The sequence below is a fragment of the Neorhizobium galegae genome (assembly GCF_021391675.1).
GTDB lineage: Bacteria > Pseudomonadota > Alphaproteobacteria > Rhizobiales > Rhizobiaceae > Neorhizobium > Neorhizobium galegae_B.
In genome coordinates, this window is sequence record NZ_CP090096.1 from 430,920 (window position 1) to 453,276 (window position 22,357).

At 56.3% G+C, this 22,357-nt stretch carries 20 protein-coding genes and 2 pseudogenes; 13 read left to right on the forward strand and 9 right to left on the reverse strand.

Going from position 1 to position 22,357, the window contains the following annotated elements; all coding sequences use genetic code 11:
* The first annotated feature begins 230 nt into the window (after window positions 1-230).
* Window positions 231-830: a hypothetical protein gene (locus tag LZK81_RS24770; RefSeq protein WP_046607363.1), complete on the forward strand. Its 600-nt coding sequence runs from the start codon at window positions 231-233 to the stop codon at window positions 828-830.
* Here LZK81_RS24770 and LZK81_RS24775 read toward each other — a convergent pair.
* From LZK81_RS24775 to LZK81_RS24785, 3 genes are all read right to left on the reverse strand, one after another.
* A complete protein-coding gene (locus LZK81_RS24775) occupies window positions 804-1,478 on the reverse strand; it encodes a LuxR C-terminal-related transcriptional regulator (protein ID WP_233957816.1) in 675 nt (224 codons plus the stop codon). The two genes, LZK81_RS24770 and LZK81_RS24775, sit on opposite strands and share 27 nt — an antisense overlap.
* Window positions 1,475-2,875, reverse strand: coding sequence for a sensor histidine kinase (locus LZK81_RS24780; RefSeq protein ID WP_233957673.1), 1,401 nt, complete (start codon window positions 2,873-2,875; stop codon window positions 1,475-1,477). The genes LZK81_RS24775 and LZK81_RS24780 overlap by 4 nt, the downstream gene beginning before the upstream one ends.
* 1,050 nt (window positions 2,876-3,925) lie before the next feature.
* Window positions 3,926-5,770: a glycosyltransferase family 39 protein gene (locus LZK81_RS24785; protein ID WP_233957674.1), complete on the reverse strand. Its 1,845-nt coding sequence runs from the start codon at window positions 5,768-5,770 to the stop codon at window positions 3,926-3,928.
* Window positions 5,771-6,058: 288 nt separating this feature from the next.
* On the opposite strand from LZK81_RS24785, the gene LZK81_RS24790 reads away from it, so the two are divergent.
* Window positions 6,059-6,958 carry a glycosyltransferase family 2 protein gene (locus LZK81_RS24790; protein WP_233957675.1) on the forward strand — a complete coding sequence of 300 codons (900 nt, stop codon included), beginning with the start codon at window positions 6,059-6,061 and terminating at the stop codon, window positions 6,956-6,958.
* A gap of 137 nt (window positions 6,959-7,095) precedes the next feature.
* On the opposite strand, the gene LZK81_RS24795 is transcribed toward LZK81_RS24790, so the two are convergent.
* Complete coding sequence (locus tag LZK81_RS24795) at window positions 7,096-7,911, reverse strand: phytanoyl-CoA dioxygenase family protein (protein ID WP_233957676.1); 816 nt, start codon at window positions 7,909-7,911, stop codon at window positions 7,096-7,098.
* A gap of 267 nt (window positions 7,912-8,178) precedes the next feature.
* Between LZK81_RS24795 and LZK81_RS24800 the strand changes: the two genes are divergently transcribed.
* Window positions 8,179-8,841, forward strand: coding sequence for an acetyltransferase (locus LZK81_RS24800; RefSeq protein ID WP_233957677.1), 663 nt, complete (start codon window positions 8,179-8,181; stop codon window positions 8,839-8,841).
* Window positions 8,841-9,773 (forward strand): hypothetical protein, encoded by a 933-nt coding sequence (locus LZK81_RS24805; protein WP_233957678.1) that lies wholly within the window; start codon window positions 8,841-8,843, stop codon window positions 9,771-9,773. Before LZK81_RS24800 ends, LZK81_RS24805 begins: the two co-directional genes overlap by 1 nt.
* On the opposite strand, the gene LZK81_RS24810 is transcribed toward LZK81_RS24805, so the two are convergent.
* The 5 genes and pseudogenes from LZK81_RS24810 to LZK81_RS24830 all read right to left on the reverse strand — a co-directional run bounded on the left by LZK81_RS24810 (window position 9,768) and on the right by LZK81_RS24830 (window position 13,168).
* The gene (locus tag LZK81_RS24810) at window positions 9,768-9,938 is read right to left on the reverse strand and encodes a hypothetical protein (protein ID WP_233957679.1); all 171 of its coding nucleotides are present in this window, start codon (window positions 9,936-9,938) and stop codon (window positions 9,768-9,770) included. The two genes, LZK81_RS24805 and LZK81_RS24810, sit on opposite strands and share 6 nt — an antisense overlap.
* Window positions 9,939-9,950: 12 nt before the next feature.
* Window positions 9,951-10,257, reverse strand: a pseudogene (locus LZK81_RS24815) (ATP-binding protein).
* Window positions 10,258-10,615: 358 nt separating this feature from the next.
* Window positions 10,616-11,566, reverse strand: a complete 951-nt coding sequence (locus LZK81_RS24820; RefSeq protein WP_233957681.1) for a methyltransferase domain-containing protein — start codon at window positions 11,564-11,566, stop codon at window positions 10,616-10,618.
* 23 nt (window positions 11,567-11,589) lie between these two features.
* The gene (locus LZK81_RS24825; protein ID WP_233957682.1) at window positions 11,590-12,198 is read right to left on the reverse strand and encodes a class I SAM-dependent methyltransferase; all 609 of its coding nucleotides are present in this window, start codon (window positions 12,196-12,198) and stop codon (window positions 11,590-11,592) included.
* Window positions 12,191-13,168, reverse strand: a complete 978-nt coding sequence (locus LZK81_RS24830; protein ID WP_326491528.1) for a lysylphosphatidylglycerol synthase transmembrane domain-containing protein — start codon at window positions 13,166-13,168, stop codon at window positions 12,191-12,193. Before LZK81_RS24830 ends, LZK81_RS24825 begins: the two co-directional genes overlap by 8 nt.
* Before the next feature lie 426 nt (window positions 13,169-13,594).
* On the opposite strand from LZK81_RS24830, the pseudogene istA reads away from it, so the two are divergent.
* From istA to LZK81_RS29365, 9 genes and pseudogenes are all read left to right on the forward strand, one after another.
* A pseudogene (istA, locus tag LZK81_RS24835) lies at window positions 13,595-14,232 on the forward strand (IS21 family transposase); the annotation flags it as partial.
* Between the two features lie 225 nt (window positions 14,233-14,457).
* Window positions 14,458-15,636: a methyltransferase domain-containing protein gene (locus LZK81_RS24840; RefSeq protein WP_233957683.1), complete on the forward strand. Its 1,179-nt coding sequence runs from the start codon at window positions 14,458-14,460 to the stop codon at window positions 15,634-15,636.
* A 277-nt stretch (window positions 15,637-15,913) separates the two neighbouring features.
* Window positions 15,914-16,810 (forward strand): glycosyltransferase family 2 protein, encoded by an 897-nt coding sequence (locus LZK81_RS24845; protein WP_233957684.1) that lies wholly within the window; start codon window positions 15,914-15,916, stop codon window positions 16,808-16,810.
* 93 nt (window positions 16,811-16,903) lie between these two features.
* The gene (locus LZK81_RS24850) at window positions 16,904-17,539 is read left to right on the forward strand and encodes a class I SAM-dependent methyltransferase (protein ID WP_233957685.1); all 636 of its coding nucleotides are present in this window, start codon (window positions 16,904-16,906) and stop codon (window positions 17,537-17,539) included.
* A gap of 109 nt (window positions 17,540-17,648) precedes the next feature.
* Window positions 17,649-18,536, forward strand: a complete 888-nt coding sequence (gene rfbA / locus LZK81_RS24855; RefSeq protein WP_233957686.1) for a glucose-1-phosphate thymidylyltransferase RfbA — start codon at window positions 17,649-17,651, stop codon at window positions 18,534-18,536.
* The gene (gene rffA / locus LZK81_RS24860; protein ID WP_233957687.1) at window positions 18,533-19,669 is read left to right on the forward strand and encodes a dTDP-4-amino-4,6-dideoxygalactose transaminase; all 1,137 of its coding nucleotides are present in this window, start codon (window positions 18,533-18,535) and stop codon (window positions 19,667-19,669) included. Before rfbA ends, rffA begins: the two co-directional genes overlap by 4 nt.
* The gene (gene rfbB / locus LZK81_RS24865; protein ID WP_233957688.1) at window positions 19,656-20,780 is read left to right on the forward strand and encodes a dTDP-glucose 4,6-dehydratase; all 1,125 of its coding nucleotides are present in this window, start codon (window positions 19,656-19,658) and stop codon (window positions 20,778-20,780) included. Before rffA ends, rfbB begins: the two co-directional genes overlap by 14 nt.
* A 145-nt stretch (window positions 20,781-20,925) precedes the next feature.
* Window positions 20,926-22,012, forward strand: a protein-coding gene (locus LZK81_RS24870) for an IS3 family transposase (RefSeq protein WP_233957689.1) whose coding sequence is annotated in 2 segments (ribosomal slippage) — window positions 20,926-21,182 and window positions 21,181-22,012 — 1,089 coding nt in all. Because the reading frame shifts where the segments join, the coding sequence is not laid out codon by codon here.
* Window positions 22,013-22,126: 114 nt separating this feature from the next.
* On the forward strand, window positions 22,127-22,294 hold the full coding sequence (locus LZK81_RS29365; RefSeq protein WP_326491529.1) for a hypothetical protein: 168 nt from the start codon (window positions 22,127-22,129) through the stop codon (window positions 22,292-22,294).
* The last annotated feature ends 63 nt before the right edge of the window (window positions 22,295-22,357 follow it).

The window sequence follows — 22,357 nt, forward strand, 5'->3', positions numbered from 1 at the left end:
TCTGCATGGTCATCTTGGGAGTGCTTGCCGTCTGATGGGTCAGACCCGGTTCCTGCGCGATCATCGGTCCTTTTCAGCGCAGAACCTTGCCCGCCGACCATCCTGTCGCGGTCGGCGGGCTCTTTGACCGGGAATTGGGGCTGCGGAACCATAAGGCAGGCGTCCGGTTTAGACTTGCAGAATGGTTCAAAAATGCCCCAAGCAGGAGATGGCCACCCAGGAGCCAAGAGATGCCGATCCGTAGAATGCTGTTCTTGAGCGGAGCGCTCACCGCGATTGTTGCAACCGTGCTGCCTTTGAAGGTGGTGGCCGGCGCGGACGGCTTGCTGCGCGTCACGCTGTCGAGCGCCGCGGCCCAGGACGGCAACGGCAATGGCGGCGGAGGCGGAAGCAATGGTGGAAACGGCGGTGAAAACGGTAACGGCGGTTCCGGTAACGGGAACGGCAGTGACAATGCCGGCGGCAATTCCGACAATAGTGGAAATGGCAACGGCAATAGCGGCGGCAACGGCAACGGTTCCGGCAATAGCAGTGGCAACGGAACCGGTGGAACCGGTACAGGTGGATCGGCCCCGGCAGGCACAACCACAACGTCGCGCAGCACAACCGCTGCTCCCGCGCGGCCTTCGGCCCCGGCGGCGGTTGCCCCATCGAAAGCGGGCGTCGAGGTCGATGTTCGGGAAACCTCGATAACCGTCCGCCACCACAACGGCGCAACGGAACGGATTTCCCAAGGACGTTACGAGATGCGGGATTCGCGCTCCCGCACGATCGTCAACCGGACCGCGACCCCTTCGGATGCCTCAAGATTGCGGTCTTTCGGCCGCTGAGCGTTGATCGGTTGCGTCGCGAAGAGCGAGTGCCGCCTCCGTCCGGTTGGTCACCTTCAGCTTCGACAGGATGCGGGTCATGTGGTGCTTGACGGTTTTTTCGTGAAGATCGAGTTCGCGCGCCACCCGCTTGTTGCTGAGGCCGGATGCCACGAGGCTCAGAACCTCCTGTTCGCGATCGGTCAGTTCCGACAGAAGGTTCGGCTTTGCGGGCGCTTCGCTGGAGGCGGACAACCCGGCGATCAGCCGCGCCGAAAGGGCAGGCGAAACATAGCTCTCTCCGGATGCCACGGTTCTGACCACGTCAGCCAGGCCTCTCGAGCCGACACCCTTGAGGACATAGCCTTTTGCGCCGAGCTTCAGCGCGGTCGCAATGTCTTCGCTTGCCTCCGAGACCGTCAGCATGACGATCTTCAGGTCCGGGCAATAATCGAGCGCTTCGGCAATGGCCTGAAGACCGTTTCCCGGCATGGAAATGTCCATCAGCATCACGTCCGGGCACAAATCCCGCACGATGCGCAGCGCGTCGTCGCGCGAACCGCCTTCGCCGACCATCTCGAAATCCTCGATCTCGCCGAAGCTGCGCGTCACGCCTTCGCGGAACAACGGATGATCGTCAACGACCGCAATCTTTATTCCTGCCATCAGGCCTGCTCCATTTCATGCACGTTCAGCGACATTCTGACCGTGGTTCCGTCCTTCGATGTGATGATCGCGAATGTGCCGCCGAGGCTTTCGATCCGCTCCCTGAGCCCCGCGAGCCCGAGACCTTCCGGGCGTATATGTGTGGGGTCGAAACCCGGCCCCCGGTCGGCGACTTCGACTACGACATTGCCGTTGTCAAAACTCTGGCGGACGCTCTGATCGATACCGCCGCCATGCCGGAAGCCGTTGTTAAGCGCTTCCTGCACGAAGCGATAGATGCAGATCTTGGCCGAGGGCGAAAGTGGCCGCGATCCGCTCGACACCGACAGCGCGACGGCAACGCCCGTGCGCTGCCGGTGCGCGTTGACGGCGCGCTGCAGCACCTCCGGCAGCTCGGCAGTTTCGATCTGCGGCAGAACCAGGCCGCTGCAGATGCTGCGGATCTCGTCCATCGCCTCGTCGAGGCGGGCCTTGATCGTGGTGACCTCCGCTTCGCGGGCGGTCGGCGGCGTTGCGGGATCGGTCAGGAGCCGGCTGTCCACCCGCAGTGCCGCATAGGCGACAAGCTGGGCCGGCCCGTCATGCAGGTCGGCGCCGAGCCGGCGCAGATAACTCTCGTTGAGGGCGGTGGCGCGCCGCGAGGCCCGCTGGGCCCGCGCGTGAAGAGCCTCGTTCTGCGAAAGCAGGTCGGAGAGTTCAGCCACTCGCTGCGTCAACGCCTGTCGCTGATGGTCGATCGTGCGGCTGCCGCGGAAAACGATCGCCGAAAGGATCAGGAAGAAGGCGAGCGTGACGCCGGCCACCGCCGCCCAGCTTCGAAGCTGCGCCTGATAAAGGCTTCGCTCGAAATCGCCAGCAACCTCGTAGAACTCCGAGACCGCGACCACCTCTCCCGACCAGGGCTGCAGGATGGGATTGTAGATTTCGAGAAGTGGCATGCCAGTCGCCCGCTCGATCTTGCTTTCAGGGTCTTCGGCAAGTCCGAAGCGCGCCACCATCTGTCCGGAAAATGCGGTTTGCAGGCCCTCGCTCGGACCGAATTTCTGTCCCACCATGCTTTTGTCCGTTGCATAGAGGATCGTGCCGTCCCTGCGCCAGAGCTTGAAGGATATGACCTGGCCACCGAGCGCGCCCTGGCCGAAGGTCTCGTCGAGCGCGCGGGTGGTGACGTCGTCGAGCGTCTGGTTGGTCTTCATGTCCGGAAGCAGCGGGGCGATGATGCTGTCGACATAAAGGGCGGTGGAAGCTGCCGAATTGCGGGTGACCGCCGCCTCGATGAGGCTGGTCACGAAGGCGCCGACCAGAAGCATCGCCGCGAAGGCGATCAAACCTCCCGCCAGCAGGAATTGCCGGGCGAGGGATTGGTCGTTCCAGCGATCAAGAATTGCGCCGAGCCGCATCAGTATGCCGTTCCGATGACCCGCACCGCGCGAGCCGATGGCGCGCAACGCAGAAGGGGGCTGATAGTTGCATTGGGAGCGGATTAAAACCTCACCAGAGCAAGGACTTTTGACACGCGGGTTCTTCTCGATAGCCACCTACAGTAAGGCTCCGAAAGCCCGGTATGTGTCGCCGGCGATCCTCCGTAGCCTTGAGGCTCATGTCCTCGCACGCATCGGTCACTTTGCCAGGCTGGCGGATACGAACTTAGAGCAATCAACGAATCAAAAACACTTACGTGGCGGAACTCTACAAGATGGAATGTCACGGCCATGAGCGACAGTCTCCGCTGGGGTTCGACGCAGTCGATGAGGACGGCCCGCTGCCGAGGTCCGGCAAGTCATGGGGAACTGGTATGTCAATATCGACACAATACTGGCAGAATGTCCATCGCGACGAGGATGACTACGCTACCCACGTCTCCGACGAAGACGCGGCGCATCGTTTTCTCACCGGTTCGTTTGTCGTACGCGGCAGCAGCGGCAAGTTGTCGAGCGTGGCGTGTCGGAGGTCGATCGGCATGCTCCCGAGATCGAGAACGCCGATCCGACATGATTCATGCGCCGCGTCCAGACTTTCAACGCAAGGAAGCCGGAGCAGCCGAACGACCAAGCACGAGCGCCTCAGATGGATCGAATCTCCCGATTACCTTCTCGAAGCGGATATCCTCTTCTGACCTCCAGCTCTTCCCCGAGGCTTCTTCGATCCGGGCGGTGCCATCGCTGTCTGCCGGCGGAAACCTCGTGCTCAAACAAATGGGAGCTTGTACGGCACCGTTTTGATGACTTTTGTGGGCGACTTCGCGAACTCTTCTGCAAGTTCACGGGACATTAGCTGGGGTAGCAGTCTGCGCCCAAGCCCGCGTTTGACCGTCGAAAAATCCGAGAGCCGTCCGGATCGGATCAATGAAGAACTGAGCTGTTCCGGGCAGAATTTAGGTGAGATCCGCGAGCGTGCTTTGCGAAAGTGCTGGCGCGCGACCGGCACCCCCTTACCATCCGCGCCGGCCCTCATCCGCAGCTTGCTGGGGTACGGTCCCCTGCTCCGTGCAGCTCAATCAACGTCACGTTGATGTCGAACGATTGGCTGTGAAAGGTCGATCTGTCGGCGACGTTGCAGCTAACGCCGGCATTGCGCAGCGAGTCGATTGCCGCTTGCAGTTTGGCCTTGTCCTGGTCGATGAAGACGACGGTGACAGAGGCGTTCATCAGGAAGGGGGCTGATTCCAGGGATTGATCCGGCTTCAATTCCGGTAGGAATAGCGAACGATGCCACAACCGAAGCGATGCAAGCGTATCGTAGAGCGTCAGCACGAATTCCGAGTCGCCGAAGCGCAGGGTGCGCGCAAGCTCTCTGCTGCGCCCGTCACGGGCAGCGAATTCGTCTCGCTGAAACCAGAAAAGCGGTATCCGTCCCGTCGGCACACCTGACTTGAGCAGGTCGCGAACGAAGGCGGCGGCTCGAAAATACTCCAGATTGTCGATCGTGCCGGCCGTCTTGTAGAGCTGCCGGCTGTCTCTGTTCATTGCCAGCGACAGGCCGCAAACGATCACGATCGCCACCAGTGCCGCGGTCCTGACGGATTGAGCCTTTTGCAACGGCGTCAACAAAACCAGACCGATGATCATGCCGCAGGCAGTGAGCACGAACAGGTCGACATTGAGCCCCGATGTCGACAAGAAAGCAGAAATTGCCGGTGCGAACCAGCTCGTCACGATGAAAAACAGGGCGATGAGAATCGCAAGTAAAGGGCGCAGATTGCCTGCCTGCGGCAGAAGAATTGCGCTCATAGAAGCAGTGCCGATTACCAATGCGGGTACTGCCAGTCCGGCATAAAAGATAGTCTGCGTAATGACGCCCTTGAGGCTGAGATCATAGGCCGGAAATAAGGCTGCGCCGGCGAATGCGACGACGGCTGCCGCGACTTCGATGCGTCGGAAACCCTCCGAGCGCCGAGCTAGCAGAAGGAGAATCAGTGTCAGGGAGACGACAATGCCGGGCGCATGACGCGTCGTAACTGGCAACCAGTCCATCAATCCATGACGATAGTTGGCGCCGAACCCGGTGAAAGAGGCGTTTACGATCCATCTCAGCGCAGAAAATGCGCTGATGCCGAAATGGATCTTGTGGAGCGCAACCACGAAAAACAGCCAGGTCAGAAGGCCGCCGGCCAGCCCGCCCAGCACAAAACGAAACGGTCGACGAATGATGTCTTCCCATCGCAGGATCAGGAAGAAAAGAATGACAAGCCCCGCCGCGCTAACTGCAAGCGTATGGGCGAGGATAGCGAGCATCGCGAACATGCCGGCGACAACCAGCCAGAACGTTTGACGGCTCACACTCCAGCGCGCAAGCGCGGCGAAAAGGCAGAGCAAATACGCGAGATAAGCACCGTCAACGTAGCCGGCCGTATTGGCCAGCAGATAGACAGGGCTATAGGCAAGGAAAGACGTCGTGACGACGGCAGGCATACGCCCCCAAAGAATGCGGATGCCGTCATAGAGCGCAAAAAGGCCAAGCAGATAGAAACCGAAAACGACGATCAACCGTGCCGGTATCGGCGGCATGAGCATGTTTGCGAGCGCATTCGGTAATACGAACGATACACGCAACGAATGATAGTCCCAGCCATATGTTTTGACGATGTCAAAGTAATCCATGGACAGACCGAAATAGATCCCAGGATCGACCCATCCGGCCGGCATGAAACGCTGGATCGGCGCAAAAAGCAGAAATAGCGCCGGGAGCAGACCGGCGAATACGACGTCGAACAGCCAGCCAGAAGCGCTGTAGGCAGTCGCTTCTGATGCGGCCCTATCGTTCTGCTCTCTTTCCTCGATAAACTGTGAGTGCATGTCGCGTCGCTTCTCCGGTAAATATCCTCATCTGCGGGACAGGCAGAGGTCGGATTTGAGAAAATAGAGGTGGATTATTGCCACCGCGCTACTTCCTTAATGCAAACATCACGATCAAAAAACCTTGAAATCTGTCTTTTTCAATCTAGCCGTCAAGGACGAGAAACAACTGCCGCCGCTTATCTCGTTTGGGGGATTTGCAGAGTACAGGGAAAGTTTGCTAGTGACGGCATATTTATTCGACTAGGCAGCGAATCCAGGGAAGCGCCTATTTTTAGGAGTTTATACATGGCAGGCGATTCAGGCCAAAGCAGATCGAGACCCCAGATAAGTGTGGTGGTGCCGTGCTTTGGCTGCACCGGCACACTTGTCCCCCTTCACGAACGCCTGACAAGTGTGCTCGAACAGCTGGTCGACAGCCATGAGATCGTGTTCGTTGACGACCGCGGACCTCAGGATCAATGGCCCGTGCTCTCAAAGATTGCGGCGCGCGACGGGCGCGTGCGGGTAATCCGCATGTCGCGCAATTTCGGCCAGCAGATTGCTATCACCGCAGGATTGGCAGAATGCAATGGAGATTATGCGGTCATCATGGATTGCGATCTTCAGGATCCGCCCGAATTCATTCCCAATCTTCTCGAGGCCGCTCGAAAGGGCTTCGATATTGTCTATGCCAGCCGGCAGATGGGCGATCCCGCAGGCCGCCGTCTTGCCAACCGATTATATTTCTGGCTGATGAACAAGGTCGCCGGCTCTGGAGCCGATCCGAGCCATGGATCATTCAGCCTGATTTCGCGTCAAGTGATCGATGCCTATCTCCGCTTTAAAGAGCATGAGCGTCATTATCTCTTCATCCTGCGCTGGCTCGGCTTCGATTCCGTATCGCTGATTTACGAGCGGCATTCACGACAGATTGGGAAATCCAGCTACACCCTTAAGACGCTGCTGAAACACTCTATCCGGGGGTTCTTCTTCCAGTCCACTGCACCTCTAATGTGGATATTGTGGCTCGGCTTGGCATGCGCCGCCTTCAGCGCTGGGCTCGGCATCGTCTTCATCGTCATGGCCTTCGTGGGAAATCCCCCGGAAGGCTTTACCGCATTGATGACCGTCAACCTGATAATGGGCAGCATCATCCTGACCTGCATCGGCGGCATGGGTCTCTACGTCGCGCGGATGGATCTTTGACACCGTCAAAGAACGTCCACTATACATGATCGACAAATCCGATCCGCCCCAGTGAAGCCCGGCCAACACCAATTACCGGGCTTGCTTCCAGGTGAAGGATTTAGTGCAGAACACCCAAGTCTCATGTTAATCAGCGGCTATTTCTTCCGTGTGGCGTAGTAGCCTTCGACGCTGTCGGGGACCTGAAAATTATAGCCTAGCAGAGTGCGCGCCGCGGTGTCGTGAGTGAAGTCGTCACCGAGGGCCGTCGGTAACGATATCTGCTGTTTGATAAGCGGTATCGTGTAAACATGGTTCACTGCGCGGCGCGGCTTTTCAGTGCGGTTGACGCCGCCAGCGTGATAAAGCATACAATCGAGCACGATGAACGAACCGGCAGGTGCCGTGACCTGAATTTGGAAATCGCTGACGCTGAGATCGGAGGGGAATTCCTCCTGCTTGTGTGAAGCGGGCACTACAAAGGTTGCACCATTGTCGGTCGTGAATTGGTCAACGCAGAACAAAGCGTTGATCGCCAGCGGTCGCGTCGATGTAAAATGTTGATGTGGCAGATCGCGGTGGTAGGCGCCCTGATTGTAACGTTCGCCCAGCGGCGGATTGATAACGCCGTTCTGCTGGTTCAGCATCACCGTTCCGCCGATCAGGCGCCGGCATATTTCGAGGATATTCTTGTTCATGGCCAGCTCAAGGAAGAGCGGATCCATCTGCATTAGGACGCGGATGGTGTTGTGTTCATCAATTGCCGTCAACTCGTCGCGTCCGTACTTTGCGAAGAGTTTTTCCCTGGCATTGTCGAAGGCCTGCGAAAATTGCGCCATCTGCTCTGCACTATAGCCGCCACCAACGACCGCATATCCCAATAGTCTCAGCGACTCGCAAGCTTTGTCGATTGCAGATTCGGACCGAACCTGCTCGCGGACGCCATACCGCGGAACGGGTGATATTTCATTCATGGATGAGCCCTCCAGTTTTTTATGCAGCAACCTTTATCACCAGAGAATAAATCGCGCCAAGCCAAAACTGGTTGGCTGGCATCAAGATTGCCGACACCCGAATGGAAGCGGAAAAAATGCTGAAACTTGGCAATCAACTCTTGCCCGCTTACGCGAACGGAGATTCTGATCTGCTTACGGGAAGGGCGTTGCGCGATGGGGAATGAAGAGTTGACGGGTCGTCGACGGGGTAATACAGCTAGCGATAGTGGTGAGGACAAACTACCTATGAAGCCTGTTATTGTTTTTGGTGCCGGCGACATCGCTGAGGTTGTCGACTACCTCTTTCGTAAGACTATCAACCGCACGGTTGCCGCCTTCACGGTCGATGGCGATTACGTCAAAAGCGATACCGCGTTCGGCAAGCCCCTTGTCGCGTTCGAAGAGGTTACCTCCCGATTTCCGCCCGCCGATTATGATGCGTTCGTAGCCCTGTCGTACAACAAAATGAACGTGCTGCGCGCGCAGAAGGTCGAGGCCATGCGCTCGGCGGGTTATAATCTGACGAGCTATGTGAGCCCGCGTGCGACCGTGATGACCGACAAGATCGGCGAGAACTGCCTGATTTTCGAAGACAATACGCTGCAGCCCTTCTGCCAGATCGGAAACAATGTGACGCTCTGGAGTGGTAACCATATCGGCCACCATTCCGTCATTGAAGATAATGTCTTCATCTCGTCGCATGTAGTGATCTCCGGTGGCGTCAAAGTGGGTCATAACAGCTTCATCGGTGTGAACGCGACGGTCGTGGACCATATCGAGATCGCGCCTTTTACACTGCTAGGCGCCGGCTGCCTGGTGCAGCAGAGTACGGACGCGGAGGGCGTCTATGCGCCGACGGCAACGATCGAAAAGCGGAAGGTTCCATCCACCAGGCTGCGCAATATTTGATGGCAATGGCGAACGAATCGAAACAGGTTTGGCGTCGACTTGGTCGTGTCATCGAACCAAGGAGTGGATCAGACTGGTGGGTGAGCCATGCAAGCTATCCAACCGTCCTGGTCGGAGCTGACGAAAGCGTCGGCATTTTCTACTCGGTCCGCGATGCGGACAACAAATCGTCGCTTGCGCGCGTCGACATCTTCATTGATGGGGACCGGTTCGAAACAGGTGAAATCCGGGGACCGCTTTTTCGGCCAGGCCCGCGCGGCGCATTTGATGCCGATGGTGTAACCGTCACATCCCTCATTCGGCGCGGTGAACGCCTGTTTGCCTACTATCTGGGCTGGACAATTGGAGCACATGTTCCCTTCACCAACTTCATCGGCTTGGCTGAAGTGCTTGAGGACGGCACGCTGGAACGATTGAGCCCCGCCCCGGTCGTCGGCAGAAGTAGAGAAAATCCATTCACGCTCGGATATCCCTGGGTCATGGAACTGGCCGGCGAATACAGAATGTGGTTTGGAAGCCACCTTTTTTGGGGCGACAGCGGCTTGGAGATGAATCATGTCATTAAGCAAGCGCGGTCGCTGGACGGAGTCGAGTGGGAGCAGATGCCTGGTGTGGTCGTGCCTCTCGCGGGCCAGTTAGATCCTTCCGAGTTCGCGGTCTCCCGCCCAAGTGTGCTGCAGGAAGCGAATGGTATCCTTTCTATGTGGTATGCACGCCGCAATCCGAACTACTGTCTCGGCCATGCAGTCTCCGTCAACGGAGGGAAGAGCTGGCAGCGTATGGACGACTGCGTAAAAATGGAAGGACAACCAGATCCCTGGGAACGTACGGAAATAACCTATCCGTGCGTATTCGATTTGAAGGGAAATAGGTACATGCTTTATAATGGTGATGGTTACGGGAGGACGGGCTTCGGGTTAGCCCGACTATAGAGTGACGATCTGGATGAGATCTGGTGTCGCGGTCGTTACGATATCATCGCGATTGTCGCTGGCAAGCGCTTCGTCGTAATCTGATTGTCGCGCAGCTTCAATCTCGGCGGAGTTTCTGATTGCCGCATAGGCGGCCGGTCTGCCGCGTTGTCGTTTGGCTTCCATCGGGGATCGACGTCAGTAGCTTTCAACCTTCATCTCAAAGACCGTCGCGTGATGGACGAGCCGATCGACAGCACCGAGCGTCATGGCGGGATCGGGTAAAACCCTGTTCCATTCCCAAAAGGGCAGCGATCACGATCGATCGCCGCTCATAGCGCGCAGAGATGAGCTCAAAAAGCACGCTCGTTTCCGCCTGGCCCTTGGTGACATAGGTGAGATCGTCGAGGATGAGCAGATCGAACTTGTCGAGCTCTGAAATGGGGGGTTCGAGCTGAAGTTCACGACGTGCCACTTGGAGTTTTTGAACAAGTTCGGTGCGCATAAACAGTACCCGCCAGCCGTTCTCAATGAGCGCGAGATTTAGTCGTTTCCCAGCTTGCTGGTTACCTGACAGGCGCGCTCTATAAATTCGGCAAGATAAGGAGCGGAAAGATAAAGTGTCGAGGCAATCGAGAGAACTGGTTGAGGCATCAAAAAAGCTCCGAAGTCATGACCAAACATTCATATGCGCGTCAATCGGCTTCGGCTCTCCTCCGAACGATCTATGAGCTCTAATAAACTGAATCATGATATTCCAGGAGGCGCACCAGTCAATCTACCGGTTTCTTTGCTCACTGTAATCCGGCTTCGGGTGCGCGACTATTTCTTAGTCCGGTAGACGACCGAAATCCAACGGCTATTTATCTCCGGATAGCAACAACGACCCGCGATCCGCCCACTGGGTACCGCATCCCCGCCAAAATCGTGGAGACTTCGAAGCTCAGGATCGAGCGTAGGATAGCGTTGATAAGACGAGGCGGCTTTGCCTCTAGATCCGACATCTTCGGCTCGCCAACACTCTTCTTGCGTCTCCGCTCCAGAACACGGCTGATGATCATCATCGGCAGGAGCGTTGCGCAATAGGATGTGGAATAGGCCACGAGGAAACCGTTTCTGGCCAATTTCGCTTCCAGTTCGCCGCGCTTGTAACGGCGCTGGTGATACGCAATCTCATCGGCCGTGCTCCAAAGCCATGGATGCTGCGGGACAGCGATGACCAGGCCGCCACCCGCGCGCAATGCACGATGCGCAGAGCGTAAGACCGCTTCGTCCTCGGCGATATGTTCGATCACGTCAAAAGCGCCGATGACGTCGAACGCATTTTCCGCCATGATATGGCGCGCGTCCATCTGCACCAATTCGGCATTCTTTCCCATGCGCTGCGCCGCAACGACAAGCCCCGACGGGTGTAATTCTGAGCCCACCAGATGCTGTTTGGCGCCCTTTCTGGCGAGGGCTGTCAGCACGACGCCGTTTCCGCAGCCGACTTCGAGAACATTTCGCGCCGTTGGAAAGTACTTTTCAATCAGTCCTACGAGCATTCTATTTCGTGGTACGAACCAGAAATGCTCATCCTCGATCTCGGCCAGCATCTCAAAGGACTTCGGATCGAAACCCGAGATCGTGTCCGCAAGCTCGGGCGCGTATAGCGGTACTCCATCACAGACCATTGGCGCGTGGCCGCAGTTGAGACAAGCGAAGTTAATGGGCCAAATCGGTTGATTGTCATCGATGACTGCGGCAGCTCCGCACTTGGGGCAAAGTCTGCGCGACACGGTTCTCATGGCGTCATAGTCCATCAAAGTAGTCACTTAAAACTCCCGGGAAAGATACTCTAGCGCGCCGTCATTATCCAAAAGGTATAAGGCGGGAAACGCTGCGGGATGAGGTCGCCCGTCACGTCCGAAAATGAGGTTGCGGCAAGCGATGTATAGGCGTTTGGATGGCGAGCATGCTGGCCTCGATCAAGCGACACAAGAAGGCGGGCCAAAGGGTTCTGCCGCTCAATATAGGCGCAATCGAGGCTCACCACGCGTCCGCCCGGCTTCACTACCTTGCGCAAAAGTGCATAGAGATGACGAGCCTGCTCGTCATCAAGGTGATGCAGAACGGCACCGACGACGGCGATGTCCACCGGTGGCAGCGTTGATGCCTCGGCTTCACCGAAATACCCTATGTTGAAGCTGCCGCGGGTGCCATACTTCTTTTTCGCTGTTTCGATATACGCGGGGTTGGGTTCCCAGCCGATATAATCGACGTCCGGAAGATGCTCCAGCAGGTTTGCGGGTCCGCAACCTACGTCCAACACGCGGTCGCCGGGATTTGCGCGGACATAGGTGTCGGCAAACCATTTGCGATTGCGTTCGGCCTGGAAGATCTGCTGGACGGCCTCGTATACGACCGGATGGCGCAAGATGGAAAAGATGCCCTGTTTCTCAGACATTGGTTTTTGTTCGCCCTGTAGAGTTGGATATTCGATAAAGGAAAGGCAAATGGGCAAGACCGAGGACGACCATAACCGGCGTGAACAACCTGAGAACGATGGCAGCCGCCTCGGCATGACCCGGTTCGACGTTCATTCCGACGAGGATCGCTCGCACCGAAATCTCTTGAACGCCAAGTCCACCCGGAATCATCGACAAGATAGATATCGCCGTTACCGAGCCGACCAGCAGCGATCCTTGCCCGATAGTCAGGTTTACATCGACGGCGCTGAGGATGAGCAACCAGGCTGCCAAAGTCAGCCCCCACTTAAGAATCGTCGTGACCCCAAAGATCGCAAGGCGAGATGTAGGGATCGGTCGCCCCGAAATGACTTTCATGCGCTGTCCGAGCGACGTGTCAGCTAGTCGGCGAACATAGGCCTGCAGGGCCAGCGGAATGGCGAGCCCGACAGAAAACATGAGTATCAGCGCGAGCAGCGACAGAAATGCCGATCCGGAGCGGACGTAAATCAGGCCAGATACCCCCATGGCGGCAATGGTCGCCAGATCGAGGATGCGCTCAAGCGCGACGTTGAAGGTCGAGTTGCCTATGTTGATGCCGGATTCATGCGCAAACTTCACTTTCAGCACCTCTCCCAGCTGCAGGGGCGTGACAATCGATGCGCCGATCACGAAAGCGACGTAGCAATAAACGCGGCCGATCACCGGCGAGATCCAGGGAAGTCGGCTGATCGCGATCCAGCGGGCGGCGCAAACTGCAAATACCAAGATCGTCACTATGGACATCATGCAGAGAAGCCAGCCAACGGGGACCGTAGGCAAGATAACCGCCATTTTGCGCCAATCGAATTGGTATAGGGCAAAGCTGCAGGCAGCAACGGCGATAGCGATTGGCCAAGAGCGTCTGAAAACTCGTGCGATCATGCCAGCCCGACCGACGCGACTTGCGCAATTCTTTGGTTCAGGCATGGCTTACCAGTCTTATAAATTCGATGCGTTTCACGTCTGGATCCCGTCAGAAATTCTACAGTATTGCGAATTACAAGATACTTCTACCAAGCGGTGTTGATAGCCGGAGAGCGAAAAGGCCTGAGGACCGATTCGATACTTCAGCCCTATGTTGTGCGATGGCAACGACCGTTATATCGGAACGCGCATCCATACCAGACCATTTTTTTGCAAAGCCAAGTCGCATCTTCGCCTTTTGACCTTTGTTTATCTCGAACGAAAGGTCGCAGTTCATCTCTGTGGACGTGCCCAGGCAATTGATATCGCAGACATCATGTTGATTTCCACTCAGAACGGAGCCGGTCAGGCGCGTAATTTCCATTGAGAATTGAGCCATGTGAACCTTCCCCCAACGCGGTGAGCGACGGGGGCAACGGAGTGATCCACATGGGACTTTTAAACATTATCCGTCGGATGGCACTGCGCGAGAAGTTGTCGATCCGTGAGATCAGCCGGCGAACCGGACTTTCACGCAACACGATTGCGAAGTATCTGAGCGCTGGCACGATCGAGCCGAAGTTCGCGATACCGGAACGACCAAGCAAGCTGGACCCTTTTGCCAACAAGCAATCGGGCTGGCTGAAGACCGAGGCCGGGAAGTCGCGCAAGCAGCGTAGCACGTTCACGCCGATCTGGGGGCTCTCGGCTTTACCGGCTCTTATGGGCGGTTTGCGGCGTTCGTCCGCGAATGGCGGGCTGATCGGCAACGTGAGCAGCAGACCACTGGTCGCGGTATATTCGTTCCGCTGTCTTTCCGACCCGGCGAAGCATTCCAGTTTGATTGGAGTGAGGATTATGCCGTCATAGGCGGCGAGCGCACGAAGCTGCAGGTTGCCCACATCAAGCTGTCGCACAGCCGGGCGTTTCTTTTGCGAGCGTATCTGTTGCAGACCCACGAGATGCTGTTCGACGCCCACTGGCATGGATTCCGTGTGTTCGGCGGCGTGCCTGGTCGCGGTATCTACGACAACATGAAGACGGAGGTCGATCGCGTCGGTCGCTGCAAGGACTCGAACTTGGGCGCAGGCCAGGAGATGACGCGGGTTACTCTCGGGAAGAGCCGGGTGCGGGAAATCCGCCCGCCCGGATCTATGAGGGCGAAGCCGAATGGCATAGCTACTCGACCATCATCCGTGCAAAGAGGGAGAGGTTTTCCATATACTGGAGCCGCGCTTGCCTGTTAAGGCTTGCGCTCGGCGCCGGAATTGCGTTATGGCGGTCTGCTAGCGAGCATTTGCGGGGAACTTCGCTTGAAGGAATATATTTCTAAGTGTCCCGCATGTGGGTCAGTAGATTGTAAGGATTTACCTGTTCCCCATGCATCCCGTTCGATGGTTAGTGATGGCAAGGTTATATCAAGTCCTCTTAGGCGGGGTTCTTGTAACAACTGCGGCCATGGCTTCCACACCCAGAATTTTTCAGAAGAGCAAATAAAAGAGATTTATAGCGCCGATTACTCGATTGGCTTACGAGACACCGTGGCCGAGGCTGCGCGCTCCGCCGAATATGGCCGACAGATAGAAGCTTTCTTGACGCGTCATCTGGGGAAGGGAGGCAACTTTTCGAAAATCATCGAGTTTGGATGCGGTAGCGGTACGTTACTCAATCACCTGGCCAACAGTCTCGGCGCTCAAATCGCGACTGGAGTGGAGCCTAGTTCCAGAGTAGCCGCATATGCGCGCTCGATAGCGGGAGGTCGAATTTCTATCCACGAGGGTTTTGCCGAGCAGTTCGAGGAGAGTGCCCATTGCTATAATCTCTGCCTCTCCGTCAACGTCATTGAGCACTCACGTAATCCCCACGGTTTTCTCCAAGCATGCCGACGAGTCATTGATAAAACGGGAAATATCATAGTCGTATGTCCCGATGGGGAGATAGCAGGGTCGGAATTGCTCTTTTACGATCATCTATCCAACTTTACGTCCGCTTCGTTGGCTATGATTGTAGCTGGTGTAAACCTCCGGATGGTTGCGAACTCTCCTTTGACGGGCGGCCTGCAGGGCTTTCGGATTCACCTTTTGCGGTTGGGCGACGCCGATCTTGACAATCGGAGTCGCGGCTTCGAGTTTCTTTCTCAGCAACGCGCAGAGTATGTGAATACCTGGAGCAGAATGCAAGATGCGGCCGACAGGATGCTCATAGGCCGGAAGTATGGTATCTTCGGCACGGGTGAGTACTCGGATCTTCTTCATGCCTATAGCCCCTCCATCATCGAAAATGCCGAATTTTTTGTAAGGGATCAGCCGGTAGAGACCAATTTCTATAGTAAACCTGTGATGTCAACTAACGATTTCTTGAGCTTTCCCAAAATGCCCCTCATTGCAGCTGTGCATGAGCGAAGCTGGCCGCTTGTTCGAGATCGTTTTAGATCGGAAGATGTCCCGATTTTTCATCCTTTGGAAATTGCAAGGCAGGATGCTATCCCATGACGGAAATTGCTCGCTACGGAGTTATTGCGACAACCGAAGCAAACGATATTTACGACGTCCTCGCGGAGGAGGTCAGGCTACTAGATTGCATTACGCTAGATTGCGGATTGACCGGCGCTCAGCTCGATGAACTCTCGCAATTGTTCAATGGATCGGAATTACAGTACGAGACCGAGGCGTCAGCCCAATGTAGTGATTGGCTCAAGTCGCGGTCACTGAAAGTCACATGATTCCCATGAGTCGCAAACTTTCTATCGTCACCACCTTATACAGGTCCATGGACACGATCGAGGAGTTCATCCAACGGGCCTTGGCCGCGGGTGAGGCGGTTTCGGATGACATCGAAATTGTGATTGTCGATGATGGTAGTCCGGACGGCTCGGTGAACATTGTTCGAAGATGGGTTGAGCTCGACCCTCGGATATCGCTGGTGTGCTTGAGCAGAAACTTCGGCCATCATAGAGCGATGTTGGTGGGGTTGGAACATGCTCAGGGTGATCTGGTATTCCTGATTGACAGCGATCTGGAGGAGCCACCCGAATTGCTTTCGGAAATGTCGTGTGTTTTGCTGGAAAAGGCGGTGGACTGCGTCTACGGACTGCAGGAAAGCCGGAAAGGCGGCCGGATCGAGCGGATATCCGGACATATATTCTATTGGCTTTTCTCTGTATTGAGCGAAGTCCGCATACCCGAAAACGTATCGACAATGCGATTAATGACCCGCCGCTATGTTACCACTCTACTTAAATTCCGGGACAAGAACCCGGTGTTCGTTCCACTGAGCATTCTTGCTGGTTATCCCCAGGCATCCTTCAGTTTTGTCAAAGCCAGCACTTCGGATACGACCTATTCGTTGGGGCGACGAGTTGCTCTGACTGCTCTTGCTATAACGACGTTCTCGGCAAAACCCCTGATGTTAATGCTGGGCTTCAGTTTAATAATGGCTTTCCTGGGTATTGTTTACGGCGCCTTTGTAGTCTTCCATGCGATGACTGGTCCAATTCAAGACGGATGGTCATCTCTTATGGCCGTCGTCGTATTTTTCTTCAGTCTAAATGCTGTTTTTACCGGATTGATGGGCCTTTATGTGAAGCAGATATTGGAGGAAGTGAAGGATAGACCCCGCACGATTGTTCAGGAAATTTATTCTCAACGACGTTATTTGCAGGACTAAACGACCAATTTGGATGCTATACTTATAACAGCTTATGAGGGTAGAGGTCCTTTTAATACATCCTCCGCATACGATGCAAATGGGAGACACGTTTTGGCTGAATCGAGGGATGAGATACTGAAGGATGTGGCGAATTATTACGCCGGAAGGATCGCCGAACATGGCCAGACCGCAGCAGGCGTGGATTGGAACAGCCAAGCCGGCCAGTTCATGCGATTTAATCAACTACTTAAAGTGGTCGACGCCTCGCAACCTTATTCCATCGCCGATATAGGGTGTGGCTACGGCGCATTGCTGGACCACCTTGCGCAGCTGGGCCACGCTACCCGTTACGTGGGCGTCGACATCGCTCTGCCGATGATTGAAGCAGCGCGTTCGCGCTTCGCCGCATCACCGGGTGTCACATTCAGGTTGGGCAACTCGCCAGGCGAGATCGTTGATTATTCCGTAGCGTCCGGGATTTTCAATGTGCGGCTCGGGCGGACCGACGAGGAGTGGCTTGCGTATTTGATTGAAGCGCTGGACATGATGAACGCGACGAGCCGAAAGGGGTTTTCCTTCAATTGTTTGACGTCCTATTCAGACGCAGACCGGATGCGGAGCGATCTATATTATGCCAATCCGCCGGATCTATTTGATCTTTGCAAGCGCCGGTATTCCCGACAGGTGGCCTTGTTGCATGACTATGAGCTATACGAGTTTACGATCATCGTGAGGAAGCAGCTATGAGGCTGAAGCTCATCATTTTAGCGGCTAGTGATAATGCCCAACTCGTGCATTGCTATTTTGACAATGACAGCGAGTATGATGTAGTCGCATTCTGTGGGGGGAGACACGAATGAAAGCGATTGTTCTTGCTGGCGGCGCGGGCTCGCGCCTGTATCCTCTGACGCAAGTCTCCAGTAAGCAGCTCCAGGCTGTTTTCGACAAGCCTATGATCTATTACCCTCTGACTGTTCTGATTGCGTCAGGGGTCAGGGAATTCTGTCTCGTTGCGACGCCGCATGACTTGCCTCGGTATCAGAATTTGCTTGGGGATGGCAGCCAGTGGGGAGTAGCAATCCAGTATCGCGAGCAGCCGAGGCCGGAAGGGATTGCACAGGCATTTTTGATTGCGGCGGATTTTGTGGGCTCCGATGATGTGATCCTGATGCTGGGCGACAATATCTTTTCCGGTGGGGACGACTTCCCTCGGGCGGTCTCCAGCTTTACGGGTGGCGCAACAATTTTCGCTTACCATGTCAAGGACCCCGAGCGCTATGGCGTGGTGGAGTTCGACCGGAACGGAAAGGCAATCTCCATTGAAGAGAAGCCCCAGCATCCCAAAAGCAGCTACGCCGTCCCTGGTGTGTATGTCTACGATAACAGCGTGCTGGACATTGCGAAGGCGGTAAAACCATCCATCCGCGGTGAGCTGGAAATAACGGACATCAATCTGGAGTACCTGAGGCTCGGCAAGCTACAGGTGCGGCGCTTGAGCCGCGGTTTTGCCTGGCTTGACGCCGGCACCAGTACCGCGCTGCATGAAGCCTCTTCCTACATCGAGGCGATCGAGCGACGGCAAGGCGTGAAAATCGGTTGTCCGGAAGAGGCGGCCCTGGTGAGAGGGTTCCTCAGCATTGCCCAATTTGAAACCTTGATCGAGCGCATGCCGGCATGCGAGTACAGCGACTATCTGCGCGGCGTCGCCGACGAGTGGCACAGGCTTCAAGAGGATGAGCAGTGAGCGAGAAAATCCCGTTCAACCGGCCGTTCATGACCGGTAAAGAGCTATACTACATCGCGGAAGCGAAGTTCGGCAACATGCTTGCTGGTGACGGGCCTTTCACGAAGCGTTGCCACGAATGGCTGAAAAACAAGAGTGGATGCGTCAAACCGCTGCTGACGCACTCATGCACCGCCGCCCTGGAGATGGCGGCATTGCTTCTCGACATCGAGCCCGGTGACGAGATCATCATGCCTTCGTACACGTTCGTCTCGACGGCCAATGCGTTCGTGCTGCGCGGCGGCGTTCCGGTGTTCGTTGATATCCGGGAAGACACTTTGAACCTGGACGAACGCCTGATCGAGTCGGCTATCACCTCGCGCACTCGCGCCATTGCCCCGGTTCATTATGCGGGTGTCGCCTGCGAGATGGACACCATCTTGAGCATAGCCAAACGCCATGGCCTCAAGGTCGTGGAAGATGCGGCGCAGGGCGTGATGGCAGCCTATAAAGGCCGGGCACTGGGCAGCATTGGCGATCTCGGGGCCTACAGCTTTCACGAAACCAAGAATGTAATTTCAGGGGAAGGCGGAGCCCTGCTGGTGAACGACCCCGCTTTGGCGGTGCGTGCCGAAATTATCCGGGAAAAAGGCACGGACCGCGGACGTTTTTTCCGGGGTGAGGTCGATAAATACACTTGGCAGGAGGTCGGTTCTTCGTTCTTGCCGGGCGAGCTGATCGCGGCTTTCCTATGTGCCCAGCTTGAAGAAGCCGAGCGCATCACCAATCACCGCTTGGGCATCTGGCAACATTATCACACGCTTCTTGAACCGCTCGAGGCTAAAGGACTGCTTCGCCGGCCCATCGTTCCGGACGAATGCCAGCACAATGCCCACATGTATTACGTTTTGCTGGCGCCGGAGATCGATCGCCAGAAGGTACTTAGTGAGCTGAAGAGAAGCGATATCTTCTCGGTCTTCCACTATGTGCCCCTGCACTCTTCGCCCGCCGGAAAACGGTATGGCCGCACACAGGGCGACTTGCAGGTGACCAACATCCAGTCGGAAAGGCTGGTGCGTTTGCCCTTGTGGGTTGATCTGACTGCTGAGCAGCAGGAACACGTTGTCAGGGTTTTGAAAGATGCCATCGGCTGACCCATCAAGAGCATCGACGGGAAAGAAAATTCTGGTTACCGGCGGAGCCGGTTTTATCGGTTCGGCGGTAGTCCGCCACATCATCCAGAATACCTGCGACTTGGTGGTCAACGTCGACAAACTGACCTATGCCGGAAACCTGGAGAATTTGGTCCAGGTTGATTGCTCAGACCGCTACGCGTTCGAGCAAGTCGATATATGCAACCGCGCCGAGCTAGAACGGATATTTGCTCAGCATAGCCCGGATGCCATCATGCACCTGGCGGCCGAGAGCCACGTGGACCGTTCCATCGACGGTCCGGCAGCCTTTATAGAAACCAATATCCTAGGCACCTATGTTTTACTGGAGGTGTCTCGCACTTACTGGCAGGGATTAGCCGGTCAGCGTAAGCAGGCTTTCCGTTTTCATCACGTCTCCACGGATGAGGTTTATGGCGACCTGCCGCACCCGGCTGATACTGACGATGCGAAACTTCATCTCTTTACAGAAACGGCCCCCTACGCTCCCAGCAGCCCTTACTCGGCCAGCAAGGCCAGCTCTGACCACCTGGTTCGCGCCTGGATGCGAACCTATGGTCTGCCGGTTGTGGTGACCAACTGCTCCAACAATTACGGGCCCTACCACTTCCCGGAAAAATTGATCCCGTTGGTGATCCTCAATGCGCTGGAAGGAAAGCCGTTGCCGGTCTATGGCAATGGCGATCAGATACGTGACTGGCTATACGTCGAAGACCATGCGCGAGCCCTCCATAAGGTGATCACCGAAGGCGAGGTCGGCGAGACCTACAATATCGGCGGCCACAACGAAAAACAGAATATCGAGGTCGTTCAGACCCTCTGCGACGTCCTGCAAGAATTGTCGCCTCCGGATCCTACACTCCCTATCCAGGCATACCGGGCGCTCATCACGCACGTGCAGGATCGCCCGGGGCACGACCGCCGCTACGCCATTGATGCCAGCAAAATCCAGCGCGAGTTGGGTTGGCAACCGACTGAGACTTTTGAGACGGGCATCCGAAAGACCGTGCAATGGTATCTCGGCAACCTCGATTGGTGCCACCGCGTACAGGCTGGCAGATATCAGCGGGAACGTCTGGGGCAGATTCGATAGCCGATGGCTCTATCGCGTTTAATCTTCACAAAGAAAGGCGTCGGAAGGGTGCACACAGCTAGTTCTGGGACGACGGTAATCCTCCCGCACAATAACGGGCTTCAAAAGTAGAATTCTCTCGGGCTTTATGATCGAGGAGATTTTGATGAAGACGAGCAGATTTAGCGAACCCCAAATCCTTGGGATTTTGCGTCAGGCTGAAGGCGGCGTTCCGGTACCGGAGCTGTGCCGGGAACATGGCATGAGCACGGCGTCGTTTTACAAGTGGCGGGCGAGGTACGGCGGCATGGATGCCTCGATGATCAGCCAGATGAAGGCTTTGGAAGAGGAGAACCGACGGCTTAAGAAGATGTATGTTGAGATGAGCATGCAGGCCGACCTTCTGAAGGAGGCTCTGGGGAAAAGTGACGCGGCCGTCTCAACGCCGGGAGATGGCCGGGAAAGCAGTGGCGTTACATGGGGTCAGCATTGCGCTGGCCTGCCGCACCTTTGGTGTCAGTGAGACCTGCTATCGTTACAGCCGCAAGCTGAACGATGAGAACGAGCAGATCGCCGACCTGCTGATCGGTCTGACGCGGGCGAAGAAGACTTGGGGCTTCGGCCTGTGCTTCCTTTACCTGCGCAATGTCCGGGGGTATCGCTGGAACCACAAGCGCGTATATCGCATCTACCGCGAGCTGGAATTGAATCTCAGGATCAAGCCACGCAAGCGATTGAAGCGGGACAAGCCCGATGCCTTGGCCGTGCCGGAAGCGCCGAACCTGGTTTGGTCCATGGATTTCATGGCGGATCGTCTGGAAGACGGTAGGCAATTCCGGCTGTTGAATGTCTTGGACGACTTCAACCGCGAGGGGCTGGGCATCGAAGTCGATTTTTCGCTACCTGCTGAACGCGTCATCCGCAGTCTCAACCAACTCATCGAGTGGCGCGGCAAACCGTTCGCCATTCGTGTGGATAATGGACCTGAATATGTCAGTGGCAAATTGATGGGATGGCCCGAAACGCAAGGAATTGCCTTGAGCCACATCCAGCCCGGAAAGCCGCAACAGAATGCCTATGTCGAGCGCTACAACCGCACCGTCCGACATGAATGGCTCGACCAATACATCATCGAAAGCATCGAGGAGGCACAGGAATTCGCGACGCAGTGGCTATGGACGTACAACAACGAACGGCCTAATATGGGCATCGGCGGCATCACGCCCGCACAGAAACTGAAAATAGCTGCGTGAATTCTACTGCAGAGCCCCGCTAAAAACGGGGGGATTACCCTTGCAGGCCGCTTCGACATCCTTGTCTCGATCCCGGGACTGTCTGCAGTCACCGCCTTCGCGCTCCTGATCGACATGCCGGAACTCGGCACACTCGATCAAGGGCAGGCAGCCTCGCTCGCAGGCTTGGCACCCGTCGCACGGCAGTCCGGGGGCATGGACCGGCCGTGTCTTCATCCGCGGCGGACGCGCCAATGTCCGGCAGACCCTATACACGCCGGCACTCGTCGCCATGCGCTTTAATGCCGATCTGAAGGCAAATCACGAACACCTACTGCGCCGCCCAGTCATTTCCGCCATTGTGGA